This is a genomic window from Shewanella metallivivens (assembly GCF_028750675.1).
Lineage (GTDB): Bacteria > Pseudomonadota > Gammaproteobacteria > Enterobacterales > Shewanellaceae > Shewanella > Shewanella metallivivens.
In genome coordinates this window covers 57,079-72,896 of record NZ_JAQQPZ010000015.1, presented here as the reverse complement: position 1 = coordinate 72,896, position 15,818 = coordinate 57,079, and the positions used below count along the sequence as shown (strand labels likewise).

Genomic DNA, 15,818 nt, shown 5'->3' with positions numbered 1-15,818 from the left:
AGCCAGATAAACTATCTACGAAAGCGCACAAATGCAGGCGGTTTGAGTATAATAGTCGTCAATTATTGTTTTATTATCGATTAGGAACATTCCATGGCTTGGATCCAATTGCGCATTCACACCCATCGCGACCATGCAGATATGCTTGGTGACTTATTAATGGATCAAGGTTCAGTTTCCATTACCTATGAAGATGGCCAAGATGAGCCCATTTTTGAGCCTAAATTAGGCGAGACCCCACTATGGCAAGACACCATATTAATCGCCTTATTTGATGCCGAAACAGACTTAACACCCACTATCGAGTTTTTAGAAACCATGCCATTTTTAGGCAAAGGTTTTACCCATAAAATAGAACAAGTTGAAGACAAAGACTGGGTACGTGAGTGGATGGACAGTTTCCACCCAATCCAATTTGGTCAACGCCTATGGATTTGCCCTAGCTGGCGTGAAATTCCCGATCCTACCGCGGTTAACGTTATTCTTGACCCAGGCCTCGCTTTTGGTACCGGTACCCACCCCACCACGGCACTATGTTTAGAATGGTTAGACAGCCTAGATTTAGCAAACCAAGAAGTGATCGACTTTGGTTGTGGTTCAGGCATTTTGGCCATTGCAGCCATTAAACTTGGTGCCAAAAAAGTCACGGGCGTTGATATTGATTACCAAGCTATTGATGCTTCAACCGCCAATGCAGAGCGCAACGATGTGGCCGACAAATTAGCGCTGCATTTACCAGAAAACCAACCCGAAAACCTACAAGCCGATGTATTAGTTGCCAATATTCTGGCTGGCCCACTAAAAGAGTTAGCGCCGCTGATTGCGGAAAAAGTCAAAACAGGTGGTAAGCTAGCATTATCAGGTTTACTCCAAGAGCAAGCACAAGAAGTGTCTGACTTTTACAGTCAATGGTTTGATATGGACCCTGCATGCCATAAAGAAGACTGGAGTCGCCTAAGCGGTATCCGCAAATAAAGTTGTACAGGCTATTGGTAATGACAAGAGAAGCCGGTTGTTTTACAGATAAAACAACCGGCTACATTTTTTTTACATTATGATTTTTGTTTTTTAACAAATCACCTTGCTTTTTTTACAGCTCATTTGATGTTTTTTACAGCTGAATTCACCTAAATAATCCCTGCGTCAATAAAAAAGCTGAGCTACAACTCGCACCAGCCCTCACACATCACGAAAAAACGTTAATTATTAGTCAAAGATGTGACAGCCAATAAAAGTCAAGCAAAAAAGTTGCATTTAGGTCATTTATTGACCTTTTCATGGCCGTCAAAAAGGGCTACTATAGCGCCCCTTTGAAGAGCAAGGTGAAGTTCGCAATGCAAATTGGCCCGTATCAACTGTCTAACCAGCTGATTGTGGCACCAATGGCAGGTGTCACCGATCAGGCCTTTCGAAATCTCTGTTTACACTATGGCGCAGCCTTAGCTGTATCAGAAATGCTTTCATCAAATCCTGACGTTTGGGACAGTGATAAAAGCCGCCAGCGCATGACGCATTCTGGTGAAGAAGGTATACGCTCCGTACAAATTGCAGGGGCAGATCCTGAGTTAATGGCCAATGCCGCAAGGTTCAACGTTGAACAAGGCGCGCATATCATTGATATCAACATGGGCTGCCCGGCAAAAAAAGTGAATAAAAAGTTTGCTGGCTCAGCGCTGATGCAAAGCCCCGATTTAGTAAAAGAGATTTTACAAGCCGTGGTGGGTGCAGTCGATGTGCCTGTAACATTAAAGATTCGCACAGGTTGGGAACCTGAACATCGTAATGGTGTTGAAATAGCCAAGATAGCTGAAGATTGTGGCATCGTTTCGTTAGCCGTTCACGGCCGCACAAGACAATGCATGTACAAAGGCTTTGCCGAGTACGACACGATTAAAGCCATCAAACAGAATGTCTCAATTCCTGTTGTCGCCAACGGGGATATCGACAGTCCGGAGAAAGCCAAGTTTGTGCTTGACTACACCGGTGCCGATGCCCTGATGATAGGAAGAGGTGCACAAGGAAGGCCCTGGATTTTTAAAGAAATCCTACATTACTTGGAAACAGGTAAAAAGTTAGCGCCAATTAAGGCGGACGAGCAACGCACTGTGATGCTCGAACACCTTAACAAACTTTACGACTTATATGGCGAGTATAAAGGTGTCCGATTTGCTAGAAAGCACGTCGGGTGGTACCTAAACCATGAGGAACAGCGCCAATTTCGTGCTGACTTCAATCGGCTTGAAACCGCTGCCCAGCAACATTCCTTAGTGGAATGTTATTTTGATGAATTAGTTTAGAATTTAATAAAGAGCAGAATAGAATGTTTGATCAGACAACTAACACAGAAGTTCACCAGCTTACCGTAGGCAAAATCGAAACAGCAAACGGCACTATCAAGCCGCAGTTATTACGTGACGCAGTTAAACGTGCCGTAACTAACTTCTTCTCTCAGTTAGACGGTCAGGAAGCTTCTGAAGTATATGAAATGGTATTGTGCGAAGTTGAAGCGCCTTTACTAGACATCATTATGCAACACACTCGTGGCAACCAAACGCGCGCTGCTAATATGTTAGGTATCAACCGTGGTACTTTACGTAAGAAATTAAAGAAATACGGCATGAACTAAGACCTAGTGTCTAAGTGATTGTAATGAAACGGGCTTATCAGCAATGATAAGCCCGTTTTGTTTTTAATTATCTGCACAATCAAAAAATGAATAAACCACTAATTTAATTTATTTTCAATTTTTTAAAAAATAAATGGAATAGAACTTGTCGCTGTCTCGTTATCACTGTGTCAATCACGACAACAACGAGGGAACTACAATGAACACATTATTCAAACCTACTTTAATCGCACTAGCCTGTTTTTCAACGGTGGCCATGAGTGCTGAAATGTCTGTTTCAACCTCAACATCTGCACAAGCTGATGTGCAATTTAGCCAAAGCCAATCAGCACAATTAAGCGCTAGCGCTAACCTTCAAAATAGTCAGCAGGCTGAAGCATCTAATGATACCGCAACGTCTGATACCGCCACTGAAAGCAGCACAGATCAAACCGCGGCGAATGACACTGAGACCGCTGAATCGAGCGAAACAAATGACTCTGACTCAATGACGGCTGAATCATCAACATCAGCTAACGGCGAATTAATACTATCAATGCCAACCGAAACGCTAACGGCAGTCAACTCATTAACTAGCACAGCGGTAGATACTACAAGTGCTAATGTTGGTTCAGTATCGCAAATTGCCAGCTCACAACTTAGCGGGCTAGCGAATGGCGGCGTGACACTGGCTACTGAGCTTAGCGGTCAAACTGCTGTTACAGCTGAAATGGCAGCAACACAAACGTTAGCCTCTGCGTCTAGTACGGTTGCCACAACGGTTGATTCATCAACCCAATTAACTGACACCTCAGTAAATAGTGCTTTAACAGCGGCTAACTCAACTGAACTTGCTTTAAACAGTGCAGCAGAAAGTGCAACCGAGTTAGCAACCACCAGCGCAATCAATAGTGCGGAGCAACTGCAAAGCAGCATCAATGCTGATGCGATTATCGCCACCAGCAACGCCGTATCAGTATCAACTACCGCTGCAGTGTCACAAGCCACCTCTGCCGCCGTCAATGCCAGTGCATTAACTGCTGTTCAGCAGCAATTACAGGCAAGTGCGAGCGAATTAGTTCAACAAAATGCACGTGAACAATTGACCCAAGCCGTGAGTCAAACCGTAAGTGCTGAAGTAAATAATACAATCCAAAATACGATTCGATTAACCAGCGGTTTATAAGCGCTTAATCCTACCTCGTTTATGCCGGCAATATTGCCGGCTTATCTTCCCTGTTGACTTTAGGATCTCACATCATGGCCTTATTCAATCGTAACACTGCGTTTTCAACAGCTATCGTACTGGCCAGTGCAAGCCCATTATTATGGGTAAACGTATGGGCAAATGACAATGCCGATTCCTGGTCATTGAGTGGTAAAGCCAAAGCCGGAATGGAATATCAGTCTAACGTTAACATTAGTGAACTGGAGCAAGCGAGTGGTCAGTCCGACAATGCTGTTGTACTCGATGCTCAACTCGACCTGGGTTGGCAAGTAAGTGACAATTTACGTATAGACACTGGTTACAGTATCAATGATAAAAGCTATCAAACGGCCAGTGATTATAATTCACGCCTACAGCTAGCCTTTGCCGATGTGAGCTATGCACTAACCACAACCACCATAGGTACCAACGTTTATCATGCTCAGGCCGATTTGGATGGCAGCGACTTTTTAACCTTAACCCAATTTAGCGTTTATACCATGCACAGCTTATCTGATAGCTGGTTTTTACGCCCAAGCCTAGTGCATGCCGATAAACAGTTTGATCAAATTGAGCAACGTGATGCCAAAAGTTATAGCGCTACAGTTGATTCATTTTGGTTTTTTGACCAAGGCCAGCGCTTTATTTCACTAGGTGCAACCTATGAAGATGAAGAAGCCAATGCCACTGAGTTCAGTTATACCGCGACAGGCTTAAACGCCCGCGTGTCTAATCAATTTTCATTATGGCAATTAACACAAAAACTGCAATTTGGCTTAAAGCTCAGTCAACGTGATTATCAGGTTCAAGATGATGGTAGTCGTCGTGATGATGTGCATCAACAATATGATGCCAGATGGGAGGTCAATTTAGGCCAACATTGGGCGGTATTAACGTCGGTTGAATACGGTGATTTTCAATCCACCTTAAGCACAGCAGATTACGATGAAACCCGTGCGGGATTATTGTTACAAGCCAGTTTTTAAAGGGCGAGTTAATAAACCATAGCCATATTGATTGTCTTTACCCGGTTCGCCCAAGTCTTGCGCTTGTTGTTGTAGTTGCTGCACAACTTGCGCCAGAGTCAATGTGGGGGACGATGCAAGTAAACACGCTACTTTAGCACTCACAACAGGCGTCGCCATTGACGTGCCACTCTCACGACCTATTGAGCCGTCTGCGCGAGCGGTTAATACTTTTACCCCATTTGCTGCAAAGTCGATATATTCACCTTGATTAGCCCAGCGATATAATCGGTTTGAATCATCTACTGCGGTAACGGCGATGACCCCATCATATGCGGCGGGATACAATGGCGCCGCCGCGGGACCACCATTACCCGCCGCAGCCACCAAAATAACCTCCTTCGCAATTAATCGGGTAACCGCCTCGCTTAACACTGGGTTATCAGGCCCTGTTAAGCTCATATTGATCACCCGACTTTGCTGTGCAACTAACCAATTTAATGCTTGAAGAATACTGTCTAATGTTGCCCCTTGTTGGTATTTATTTTGCGCGTAAAATGCCCCAGCACTGTACAAGGTGAGCGATGGCAATAATGGGACTAACTCTTCACTGTCACCAGCTAACACGCCAGCAACTGCGGTTCCGTGGCTATAAGACAAGGGAATTGACTCAGGTAAAAAGTGCTGTTGGATTAATGCAAAACGCTCAGCCATATTCGGCCAAGCGCTGTGCTTGGGGTTGATGGCTGTATCGACCATACCCAACGAAATAGGTAATTCACACATGGCTGCAGGCACGTTGTTATCAGCTGGTACGATTGCAGCTTTCGGGGCTATAACCGGTGCTTCTGTGGCTTGAATTTGGGGCTGGTAAATAAAATTACGACTTAAATAAGGTGCGAGCAACTCAGGTAATTGTTGACGCAACATGTGTTTATTGTCTAACGATTCTGGTACTTGCAGTTTAATTAACTCAACACCTAGACTGGTTAATTTTTTGCGTGTTTGTACGTACTGACTTAACGCAGGCATTACCTCAAGTACTTGTCGCCATTGATTTTCTGATAATAACAGAAGCCACTCACGCTCAACCGCGCGTTGCCCAAGTTCAACTTCAACCTCATTCCACACTAGCTGTTTACGGGTATCTAATATGGGTAACACGCTAGGCAATTGCACTAGCGGGTCTAATAGCTGTGCTTTAATCGCGAGTGTTTTTTGCAGTTGTTGTTCAATTAAGCGTTGTTGTTTTAATTCTTGTAAGCGTTCAGCATTACGATTTACGCTACGATCAAGCTGATCCACAATGGTGTCAGGCAACTGAGTAATAGGTAATAGCTGGGCTGTAGCTACCCAAGGCACAAAGGCTAAGCCTAATAATGTCAGTTTATATTTTTTCATTACTCTCATTGATTGACCTAGCTTGGCGTATAGTGTGTAACATTAAAACGTCTGACAACAATAAAAAATTCCCTCCTAACTGGAATAAATAATCTATTGGCTCGTTATCTCTATAAGTAACACGTTAAGGCTAACTTAAAACATGAAGACAGAATTAACCACATTGCTGCCAGCATTAAGACGCTTTGCCTACTCATTAACCGGATCAATGCCCGATGCCGATGACTTAGTGCAAAATACGTTATTGCGTATCCTTAAGTCGCCACCACCAGAAGATGTGCCCCTGCTAAAATGGGCATTTAAAGTATGCCGAAATCAATGGATTGATGATTATCGTTCACAAAAAGTGCGCACTGAGGCAACTCAAAAACCCGAACTACAAGCTGAAAACTACAGCGACGGTGAAGCTGATATCATTAACGACATCACCTTAGGCGAAGTTAATCAAGCGATGAATAGCTTATCGGATGATCAACGTGAAGTGCTATCGTTAATTGCTGTACAAGGTATGAGTTACAGCGAAGCGGCTGATATATTAGCCATTCCAACCGGTACCATAATGAGTCGCCTCGCCAGAGCAAGGGCCAATATGGTGAGCTTTTTTAAACAACCCAACGGGAGCATGGCATGAACTTAAGTGATGAAACCCTATCAGCCTTTTTAGATGCCGAATTACCTGAGCAGGAAATGGAGCAGGTTAGAATGGCGCTTATCGATAACGAAGACATCGCAGAGCGACTTGCCGAGCTGGCTATGGTTGATGCGATGGTGCAAGAGCATTATCAAGCCATTGACCTACACCCTATTCCGGCAGCCACACAAGCATTATTAACTGAGACTCAGTCTGTTGCAGATAATCCGGTAACAAACAGCCCTGTGCCCGACAACGTGGTTGCGTTTCCATGGTGGCGTAAAGCACAACAACACGTTCAGCAATATGCCGCGGCTATTGCCATAATAGTGCTTATAGCTGGGTATGGTGTCTATCAAGTCGATTCGCCAAATCAAACAGGCCTCACTACACAAAATCATTCGTTGCTACCTGACGACATTAGCGAGCCCCTGAGCTACCTGCCAAGTGGTATTGAAACCATGCTCGATGACGACAGCGTTATGACCATTCAACTCAGTTTTTACAACCCACAAGGTCAATTGTGCCGCCAATATGCAGTGCAAGATCATGCCCAGCAAAGCAGTATTATAGCCTGTGAGCAACAAGGGCAATGGCAACAAATAGCCAGTGTGGAATATAACGTCAACCCTGAACATCAGACCCAATATCAAACGGCAAGCGGTGCATCTGCCCTAGATGACGTGCTCGACCAGCTCATTGCCGATGCGCCCTTAACGCTGACACAAGAACAACAAGCACTTAATCAATTAGCCAACGGACAATAAAAATGCACACAAGGGTTAAATTACTTACGGGCTTACTTGGCTCGCTGCTTATCCTAGTAGCGCTCAGTGGTTGTGGCAGTACAACCGCTGTGCCCCAATATGAACAAGCAGAAGGATACCGTTACCTTGAGCGCAAGATTACCGATAATTACTATTTGCTTAGCATTACCAGTAAACACAAGGCTGATTTATTGATTAATGCACAAACTCAAGCGTCCATACTCACCGAGCAATTGGGTTTTGACTGGTATATTATTGTCGAACAAAATGGTCCCGATGACACAACACCGCCATACCTACAAACAATTGAAATACGCATGGGCAAAGGTATTCGGCCTTAAAGTCGCCTTTAATTGCCTAATGCGTTCGCTCATATCAACATAGGACAGACACTATGCCACGCTTATTTTTATCTCATTATATGCCTGCAAAAGCAGCTATTAAGCGTTTGTATTTGGCATTCCTATGGTCAGCCGTAATGGTATCTGCACCGCTATACGCGGCTCAAATACCGCCTTTACCTCAAGCCGTGAGCAATAACGCAGTAGCAATGGTACGCAGCAACGAGCAAACTTATTTATTAAGCTTTATGGGCCTAGGTAAAGGCAAAGGTTATCAAGACGTGCATAACCTTGCGTGGGCATTACCCATCAATGACCCTGCAGCTCAATGGCAATCCATAAAAGCGGTACCACATGTCGCGCCATTATCAGGCCGCTTGGCGGCTATTGCGGTGGGCATAAAAGAGCATGCATATGTATTTGGTGGTTATACCGTGGCTAGAAACCATGATGAAATCAGCACTGTAGATAACTATCAATATTCCATTAGCAGCAACAGCTACCAACGCATTGCCGATATGCCAGTAGCCGTAGATGACACCACTGCAGCCACCTACCAGCAGCGTTATATTTATCTGTTTGGCGGTTGGCACAACGACGGTAATGTTAATTTAGTCCAAGTGTATGACACCCAAGCTGACACCTGGGCGCAAGCCAGCCCTATCCCTGCACCAGCAGTTTTTGGCCAGGCTGTTGGCATAGTCGGTAATCGGTTAGTGTTGTGTGATGGGGTTAAAGTGCAGCCAAACATTAATGCACGCAGAAGCTATAAAGCCTCACCAGTGTGTTTATTGGGAGAGATTAACCCTAGCAATCACTTACGCATTGATTGGCAATTGTTGCCGCACTATTCAATTGCAAATCTACCCGAGGAGCAATCTGCAAGTCAGTCAAATACGCCAACCGCACATTATCGTATGGCCGCAACAGGGATAATGACCCCAAAAGGTGGCCAAATCGTCTTTTTAGGTGGCAGTGATAATCCATATAACTATTCAGGCATTGGCTATAACGGTCTGCCAAGTGAACCCGGTAAATATCAATACCGCTTCGACTTAGCAAGTAAGCAATGGCTAACGCCACAGCCCCTATCACAGCCGAGTATGGATCATCGCGGTTTATTATGCTGGCAACATCAGTTATTGCGCATTGGCGGCATGTTGTCACTGCAACAAGTGAGCAATCAGATACTGGGCTTAGCACTTAATCACAATGAGACCTGTAGCGGGTGAGGTATCAATTAAGCATGATTGTGTGAGTTTGCTAACAAGTTTGCGGTAATCATTTGAGTCACATTAAAGGTGCGAATAAAATGCATGTCAATTAGTGTATCTTCGGAAAAGCCATGTTAGCTGAATACGCGTTACCCGCATTGCAACAGTTGTCTTTACTCGATTTAATTGACCACATTGAAGCCACTCATCATCAATACATTCGAGATACTGCACCATTGCTCGTCGAATACACCGAAAAAATGGTCCATGCCCATGGCGATGACCACAGTGAAATAAAGCCCCTCGCACACGCCGTAAACCAATTAATTGCCGAATTGATGCCACACTTAATGAAAGAAGAGCGGATATTATTTCCTGCTATTAGATCATTATGCTTAGGACAGCCTTCAACATGCTGTTTTGGTCATGTAGGGAACCCAATAAAAATGATGCAGCATGAGCATGATAATGCTGAACATATTCTGCAAACCATTAGGCAAATAACCAATAATTACACTCCTCCAGAAGGTGCTTGCAGCACCTGGAAAACGTGCTATCGCACCCTGGCAGAATTTGACACCGATTTACAAGCACATATCGATGTTGAAGACACGCTACTGTTTTCAAAAACATTAAACTTACAATCATTGTAATTCATTAACGCGATAAAAAATTATCGCTGCCTAATGTTTTATTGCTAACCCTCATCAGCGAGGAATCTCTTCCTTTTTTTAGCTATAGTTCTTAAAGTGACATTATCGGTTTGCAAATTATATGGAGTCACTATGTCGCCACATCATTACCCTACATTTGCGTTAGATGACATAGCCAACTTACAAGAATCTGCTCAAGTCGAATTTAAGTTAGCTGGCGGCCGTGATGGCAATGGCAAATTACCTGAAGGCATGTGGGAAAGCTACAGTGCTTTTGCCAACACGTTAGGGGGTGAAATCATTTTGGGAGTGAAAGAACACCAAGGAGAATTTACTATCGAGGGGATTGTTAACCCCATGCCAATGCTCAGTGAAATCTGGACTATTTTAAATGACCCCAAAAAAATCAGTCACAATATTTTAGCTCCAACAGATGTGCAAATTATCGAAATCATGGCTAAAAAGTTGATCCGAATTCACGTGCCCAGTGTTGATGTAAAACTCAGGCCAATCTATGTCGGTACCGACCCATACAGCGGAACATATTTTCGCGTAGGTGATGCGGATATGCACGCCAGTCGCGAACAAGTAGAGCAAATGAGCCTAAAAACAGGCATTGAGCTCAACCGTCGTACCGCAAAAGATAATAATACCAATCCGCAATAGAATGTGCTCTTTTAGCGAAAATCATCAGTGCGGTATTCGCGGCAGCCTTTTGAGTGCATTAGTGTGCTCGACAACTATGCCTACAATTCTATTACTTGCCTAGAAGACACAGAACTCCCGCTGAATGACCAGATTATTAATGGAATTGGTATAAAAGCTAACCACCTTGGGATCTGAAATCCTGACCCATTCGCCTTACTCATGAGTGATGTGGCTGTTTTTATAAAAACTCAAGCAGCAAATCTAATTGGTTTATCTCAACATGTGGTAATACTGTTTGGGCTTTTTTATAACGCTGTTGCATACATGGATTTAGCCACATACTCTGACACCCAGCCATTTTAGCTCCTGCAATGTCTGACGAGGGATGATCGCCAATATGCAGCAATTGTAATGGTTCAATAGCAAGTTGCCGACATGCTAAGGTAAACATATCACTATGCGGTTTCATTTTTACGCCATGCCCTGGGTGTAATATAAATTTCATCACATCACTTAAGCCAATGCGTTTGGCATCAACATTACCATTAGTGATCCCAACTAAAGGGTAGCGTTGGCCAAGCTTATTCAATACCGCTAGCACTTCTGGTGCGACAGTAAAATCACTGCGATGGTGATGAAAACAGTCCATGCCCATTTGCGCCCCCTGGCTGGCTTGTATTTCTGAATAACCAAACTGTAATAAACCTTGATGAAGCATGGCATATCGCGCAGCTGTAGTATCGTGAACCAGCTCAGGGCGCAGAGTAAATAAATGATGTTTCAGCTGTTGCCACTGGGCAGCGCTCCATGCTGTAGTGGCAGGAAAATGAATGTTCATTAACGCAAATAACTGCTCACTTGCGTGGGTCACGTAAGGTAAATTGTTGTACAGCGTGTCATCTAAATCGAAACTAATGGCTTTAAACGGTTGCAGGCGTTGATACTGGGTAATTGAAGCGGCTGGTTGCTGATATGTCATTATTTTCCCCTATCTTTTTTCGCTCTTGGATGCGCGCCATCGTACACTTTTGCGAGGTGCTGAAAGTCTAAACTGGTATAAATTTGTGTCGTCGATAAATTAGCGTGTCCGAGTAATTCTTGCACTGCGCGTAAATCTTGGCTTGATTCAAGCATATGGGTTGCAAACGAATGGCGCAACTTATGCGGATGAACTTTTACTGACATGGCTTGTTCTTGACCCCATTTATTCATCCGCGCTTGAATACTCCGATGTGACAAACGTTTGCCTTGAGTGCTAATAAACAGAGCGTCACCCGCCTCCGATCGCGGCAATTGCTCACGACAATCCAACCAGAGCCGAAGTGCCGATAGCGCCATTTTACCAATCGGCACAATGCGTTGTTTACTGCCTTTACCCATCACTTTCACTTCAGCTTGATCAAACTGAATGTCTGTACAATCTAAGTTCGCTAATTCAGCCAAACGTAAACCACTGGAATAAAACAATTCCATCATGGCTTTATCGCGCAGGCAAAGGGGAGCGTCGCCCTCAATAGACAATAAATGGCTGACTGAATCAACATCCATATTTTTGGGTAAAGGTTTGTTTTGTTTCGGAGCGCTTAGCGTCTGAGCGGGATTCACTTTCACTACACCTTCATGCAGTAAAAAATCAAAAAATTGCTTAATTGATGACAAACATAAAGACAAAGATCGCGGGCTTAACCCTTTACGGTGCAGCCCCGCGATAACCGACTGCAGTTGCTCCCGAGTCACAGCAACAAGTGCCACATTGTCACCTAATTGAGTCTCGATTCTGCGTAATTCGAACAAGTAATTACGCACGGTATAGGTTGATAACTGCCGCTCAGAAGTCAGATATTGGCGATAGATCTCTAGCCAGTCTATTTGCTTCATTGGGCAAGTCCTCAACTATAATTGCGGCAGTATATGGTCTAACAAATCGCGTAATTGGCTAAACAATAATGAGTCCATATCGGGATGAAAGTGAGCGGGGTCTTGACTCGCAATGGCAAAAATAACTTGGCCATTGTCGTCTGACAATTTAGTTAATGCCACAGAACCCACTTCACAACCAAATAACCGTGATGACTCTGATTGAGTTAAGCGGCCAAAATAATAGCCTCCTTGCAAACGATGCCGCCAAATATTGGCTAATTCGCTGTCAATGTCATGCACGGTTATTAACCTAACATGGCTAAAACCGAACTCACCTTTTAAGCCCTCTGACAAGGCTTGCCGCAGTTCACCTAAATCGTTGCTAGCAAGTAACTTAAAAGATAACTCATTATTAAAATTGAATATTCTTTCGTTATGAGTGGCAATCTTCATCAGCGAAGTAATTTCTTCTTCTAACTCACTGACCCGTTGACGTAGCAATTCTTGCCGGCGCTCAACTAACGACACAGCACCACGCTCCGCATGTGGTATACGCATAGCCACTAACAGCTCAGGATAACGATTAAAAAAATCAGGGTTATCTAATAAATACTCACGAATAAGCATTTCATCAAAAGGCTGTTTCTGCATATTCGTGAGCATTTCTGCCCCTAAATCATGGCCTATACTATTAATATCTTTTGCCTGAGAACTACTTACAGTATGTTCGTTACCATCTGCCATGTCGGTAATATCAGAGGCAATGTCAGAAGTCATGTCACTCATAGTTGAATTTGTCCATCGTATACGTGCTCAGCAGGGCCGGTCATCCACAGTGGCTTCCCCTCGCCTTCCCAATTAATCACTAAACTGCCACCAGGTAAGTCGACTCTCACTTGTTTTTCAAGTTTATCTTGTAATTGCCCTACGGCGGCAGCGGCACATGCACCTGTACCACAGGCTAAGGTTTCGGCTGCTCCACGCTCGTATACCCGTAGCTTAATATGGCCAGGAGTCACAATTTGCATAAAGCCAACATTTACCCCTTTAGGAAAACGTTCATGACGCGTCAAGCTGCTACCAATTTCGTCCACATTAACCTCTTGTACATCATCAACTTGAAGTACACAGTGTGGGTTACCCATCGAAATTGCTCCGCACAAATAAGTTTGTATGGGCGTTTGCAATAAATAGGTTTTCTCGCTTTTTTTGGCTTTAAACGGAATTTGGCTAGGTTCGATAACCGGCACCCCCATGTTGACGGTCACATTGCCATCACGCTCGATACGCAGCGTAATTTTGCCTGAGCTGGTGCTCACATTAATTTTATTCTTTTGTGTCAGGCCTTTGTTTCTAACAAAACGCGCAAAACAGCGTGCACCATTGCCACACTGCTCAACTTCGCTACCGTCGGCATTAAAGATACGATAATGAAAATCTAAATCTGGATCATAAGGCGGCTCAACCAACAATAATTGATCAAACCCAATTCCAAAATTTCGATTGGCAAGGCGTCGAATTTGCTCAGGCGAAAAAAACACATTTTGTGTCACGCCATCAACAACCATAAAATCATTACCTAGCCCATGCATCTTGGTGAAATGGATCACTAAAGTTTCCTTATAAAACGTTATACCGACGATTATTTGAGTTACGGTAGCAGGTGTTCGCCCTGCCAAAGCTGTTCTAGGGTTTCGCGTTGACGCACCACGACATCTTTATCGCCATCAACCATCACTTCAGCCACTCGCGGACGTGAATTATAGTTTGATGACATCACAAAGCCATAAGCTCCACTGGAACGTACGGCTAACAAATCGCCAGCTTTTATCGCTAACTGTCTGTCTTTACCTAAAAAATCACCCGTTTCGCATACTGGTCCTACAATATCATAAGCAAACGTAGTGGCATCAGTTTGTTGAACGGGAATAATATTTTGCCATGCACTGTATAGCGATGGACGGATCAGATCGTTCATTGCGCCGTCTACAATTGCAAAACGTTTGTCGCTGTTTTCTTTTAAAGACAGTACTTGAGTAACAAAAATACCAGCATTAGCAGCAATAGCGCGTCCTGGCTCAAAAATTAATTTAAGTGGGCGCCCCCCTAAACGTTCGAGCAACGCGGCAGCATAAGCGTCAGGGTGTGGTGGAGTTTCACCATTATAAGTCACCCCTAAGCCACCGCCTACGTCAAAGTGTTCAATCACAATACCTTGACTAGCTAAGCGGTCAATTAACGCTAACATGCGGTCCATAGCATCTAAAAATGGCTTAAGCTCAGTTAACTGCGAGCCAATATGACAATCTACCCCTTTAACATGCAAATGCGGTAATGCTGCTGCGCGAGCAAAAACCGTATCGGCTTCATCCATCGCGATGCCAAATTTATTTTCTTTCAGACCAGTAGATATATAAGGATGGGTGCCCGCATCAACATCTGGGTTAATTCGCAGTGACACAGGAGCAATTTTACCTAAACGACCTGCAACTTCATTAAGCTGTTCGAGTTCGGCACTGGATTCAACGTTAAAGCAATAAATACCTACGTGCAGCGCTTGCTCCATTTCATCGACGGTTTTCCCTACACCAGAAAACACCACTTTTTGAGGATCGCCACCCGCTTTAAGCACGCGAGACAACTCACCACCAGAGACAATATCAAAGCCACTGCCTAAACGCGCAAGTACATTTAGCACCGCTAAATTTGAATTAGCCTTTACTGCGTAGCAAATAAGATGCGGATGATTAGCCACTGCATTATTAAATGCATGCCAATGGCGCTCTAAAGTCGCACGCGAATAAATATAAAGAGGCGTGCCATGCGCTTTTGCCAGCTGTGCCACATCGCAGTCTTCTGCGTACAAAGCATCGTCTTGATAAGAAAAGTAATCCAAAATGCGGTTCCTTAAAAAAGCTATTCTTGTTGTAAAATTGAGGTTTGTTCGTCGGTTGCTAGCGTTTTATCAGCCACATTGCTACTGACTGGTTGCGGGGCAACTTTATTGTCCACAGGCTCGGGAGATTTGTATAAATCCCCTTTTTGACCACATGCGGTTACGAATAGGCTAGCAAGCATAATAAATAAAAGCAGTCTCATTTTTCTCAACATCTGTGCATCTAATGAATAATGGTCTTATAATCGCATTCATAACGCAGAAAGCAAAGGATAGAAATGCATGGCTATGACAGATACTGAGTTTCACCGGTTAGCGGATGAAATGTTTAGCGAGATTGACAACGCGGTTGAACGAGCAATTGACGACCAAGACGCTGATGTTGATATTGATGCAAGCGGTAACGTGCTGCAATTGTCATTTGAAGATGGCTCGCAAATTGTGATTAACAAACAAGAGCCGCTTCATGAAATTTGGATCGCGACTAAGTTTGGTGGTTTTCATTTTAATTATAGTGATGGTAAATGGCTTGATACACGTAACAGCCTAGAGTTTATGCCTTTTGTTATTGATTCTATTAAAAAGCAAAGCGGTATAGTGCTAGATATTCAGCCTTAATACACATCTTAT

General features: G+C 43.9%; 19 protein-coding genes. 12 read left to right on the top strand and 7 right to left on the bottom strand.

The window, feature by feature from the left end; translation table 11 throughout:
* The first annotated feature begins 93 nt into the window (after nucleotides 1-93).
* From prmA to PQR79_RS18455, 5 genes are all read left to right on the top strand, one after another.
* Nucleotides 94-975 carry a 50S ribosomal protein L11 methyltransferase gene (gene prmA / locus PQR79_RS18475; protein ID WP_238103067.1) on the top strand — a complete coding sequence of 294 codons (882 nt, stop codon included), beginning with the start codon at nucleotides 94-96 and terminating at the stop codon, nucleotides 973-975.
* A gap of 359 nt (nucleotides 976-1,334) precedes the next feature.
* Nucleotides 1,335-2,297 (top strand): tRNA dihydrouridine synthase DusB, encoded by a 963-nt coding sequence (gene dusB, locus PQR79_RS18470; RefSeq protein WP_238103094.1) that lies wholly within the window; start codon nucleotides 1,335-1,337, stop codon nucleotides 2,295-2,297.
* A gap of 23 nt (nucleotides 2,298-2,320) precedes the next feature.
* A complete protein-coding gene (gene fis, locus PQR79_RS18465) occupies nucleotides 2,321-2,626 on the top strand; it encodes a DNA-binding transcriptional regulator Fis (protein ID WP_011635942.1) in 306 nt (101 codons plus the stop codon).
* 199 nt (nucleotides 2,627-2,825) lie between these two features.
* Entirely contained in the window at nucleotides 2,826-3,791 is a 966-nt protein-coding gene (locus PQR79_RS18460; RefSeq protein ID WP_238103069.1) for a hypothetical protein, read from the top strand.
* A 74-nt stretch (nucleotides 3,792-3,865) separates the two neighbouring features.
* Nucleotides 3,866-4,798, top strand: coding sequence for a surface lipoprotein assembly modifier (locus PQR79_RS18455; protein WP_238103070.1), 933 nt, complete (start codon nucleotides 3,866-3,868; stop codon nucleotides 4,796-4,798).
* On the opposite strand, the gene PQR79_RS18450 is transcribed toward PQR79_RS18455, so the two are convergent.
* On the bottom strand, nucleotides 4,781-6,178 hold the full coding sequence (locus PQR79_RS18450) for a S8 family serine peptidase (protein ID WP_238103071.1): 1,398 nt from the start codon (nucleotides 6,176-6,178) through the stop codon (nucleotides 4,781-4,783). The two genes, PQR79_RS18455 and PQR79_RS18450, sit on opposite strands and share 18 nt — an antisense overlap.
* A 142-nt stretch (nucleotides 6,179-6,320) precedes the next feature.
* Here PQR79_RS18450 and PQR79_RS18445 point away from each other — a divergent pair, with 142 nt between their 5' ends.
* The 6 genes from PQR79_RS18445 to PQR79_RS18420 all read left to right on the top strand — a co-directional run bounded on the left by PQR79_RS18445 (nucleotide 6,321) and on the right by PQR79_RS18420 (nucleotide 10,450).
* Entirely contained in the window at nucleotides 6,321-6,809 is a 489-nt protein-coding gene (locus tag PQR79_RS18445; RefSeq protein ID WP_238103072.1) for an RNA polymerase sigma factor, read from the top strand.
* On the top strand, nucleotides 6,806-7,576 hold the full coding sequence (locus PQR79_RS18440; RefSeq protein WP_238103073.1) for an anti-sigma factor family protein: 771 nt from the start codon (nucleotides 6,806-6,808) through the stop codon (nucleotides 7,574-7,576). Before PQR79_RS18445 ends, PQR79_RS18440 begins: the two co-directional genes overlap by 4 nt.
* A 2-nt stretch (nucleotides 7,577-7,578) precedes the next feature.
* On the top strand, nucleotides 7,579-7,917 hold the full coding sequence (locus PQR79_RS18435) for a hypothetical protein (protein WP_238103074.1): 339 nt from the start codon (nucleotides 7,579-7,581) through the stop codon (nucleotides 7,915-7,917).
* 53 nt (nucleotides 7,918-7,970) lie between these two features.
* Nucleotides 7,971-9,149, top strand: a complete 1,179-nt coding sequence (locus PQR79_RS18430) for a Kelch repeat-containing protein (RefSeq protein ID WP_372941569.1) — start codon at nucleotides 7,971-7,973, stop codon at nucleotides 9,147-9,149.
* Nucleotides 9,150-9,262: 113 nt separating this feature from the next.
* On the top strand, nucleotides 9,263-9,784 hold the full coding sequence (locus tag PQR79_RS18425) for a hemerythrin domain-containing protein (protein WP_238103075.1): 522 nt from the start codon (nucleotides 9,263-9,265) through the stop codon (nucleotides 9,782-9,784).
* Nucleotides 9,785-9,916: 132 nt separating this feature from the next.
* Entirely contained in the window at nucleotides 9,917-10,450 is a 534-nt protein-coding gene (locus PQR79_RS18420) for an AlbA family DNA-binding domain-containing protein (protein ID WP_238103076.1), read from the top strand.
* Nucleotides 10,451-10,670: 220 nt separating this feature from the next.
* On the opposite strand, the gene PQR79_RS18415 is transcribed toward PQR79_RS18420, so the two are convergent.
* The 6 genes from PQR79_RS18415 to lptM form a co-directional block, all read right to left on the bottom strand.
* Nucleotides 10,671-11,411 carry an HAD-IA family hydrolase gene (locus PQR79_RS18415; protein WP_238103077.1) on the bottom strand — a complete coding sequence of 247 codons (741 nt, stop codon included), beginning with the start codon at nucleotides 11,409-11,411 and terminating at the stop codon, nucleotides 10,671-10,673.
* Complete coding sequence (gene xerC, locus PQR79_RS18410; RefSeq protein WP_238103078.1) at nucleotides 11,411-12,310, bottom strand: tyrosine recombinase XerC; 900 nt, start codon at nucleotides 12,308-12,310, stop codon at nucleotides 11,411-11,413. Before xerC ends, PQR79_RS18415 begins: the two co-directional genes overlap by 1 nt.
* A 15-nt stretch (nucleotides 12,311-12,325) precedes the next feature.
* The gene (locus PQR79_RS18405; protein WP_238103098.1) at nucleotides 12,326-12,955 is read right to left on the bottom strand and encodes a DUF484 family protein; all 630 of its coding nucleotides are present in this window, start codon (nucleotides 12,953-12,955) and stop codon (nucleotides 12,326-12,328) included.
* Between the two features lie 119 nt (nucleotides 12,956-13,074).
* On the bottom strand, nucleotides 13,075-13,902 hold the full coding sequence (gene dapF, locus PQR79_RS18400) for a diaminopimelate epimerase (RefSeq protein WP_238103100.1): 828 nt from the start codon (nucleotides 13,900-13,902) through the stop codon (nucleotides 13,075-13,077).
* 41 nt (nucleotides 13,903-13,943) lie between these two features.
* Nucleotides 13,944-15,188 carry a diaminopimelate decarboxylase gene (gene lysA, locus PQR79_RS18395; RefSeq protein WP_238103079.1) on the bottom strand — a complete coding sequence of 415 codons (1,245 nt, stop codon included), beginning with the start codon at nucleotides 15,186-15,188 and terminating at the stop codon, nucleotides 13,944-13,946.
* A 20-nt stretch (nucleotides 15,189-15,208) separates the two neighbouring features.
* Nucleotides 15,209-15,391, bottom strand: coding sequence for an LPS translocon maturation chaperone LptM (lptM, locus tag PQR79_RS18390; protein WP_372941559.1), 183 nt, complete (start codon nucleotides 15,389-15,391; stop codon nucleotides 15,209-15,211).
* Nucleotides 15,392-15,470: 79 nt separating this feature from the next.
* Between lptM and cyaY the strand changes: the two genes are divergently transcribed.
* Entirely contained in the window at nucleotides 15,471-15,806 is a 336-nt protein-coding gene (gene cyaY / locus PQR79_RS18385) for an iron donor protein CyaY (protein WP_238103080.1), read from the top strand.
* The last annotated feature ends 12 nt before the right edge of the window (nucleotides 15,807-15,818 follow it).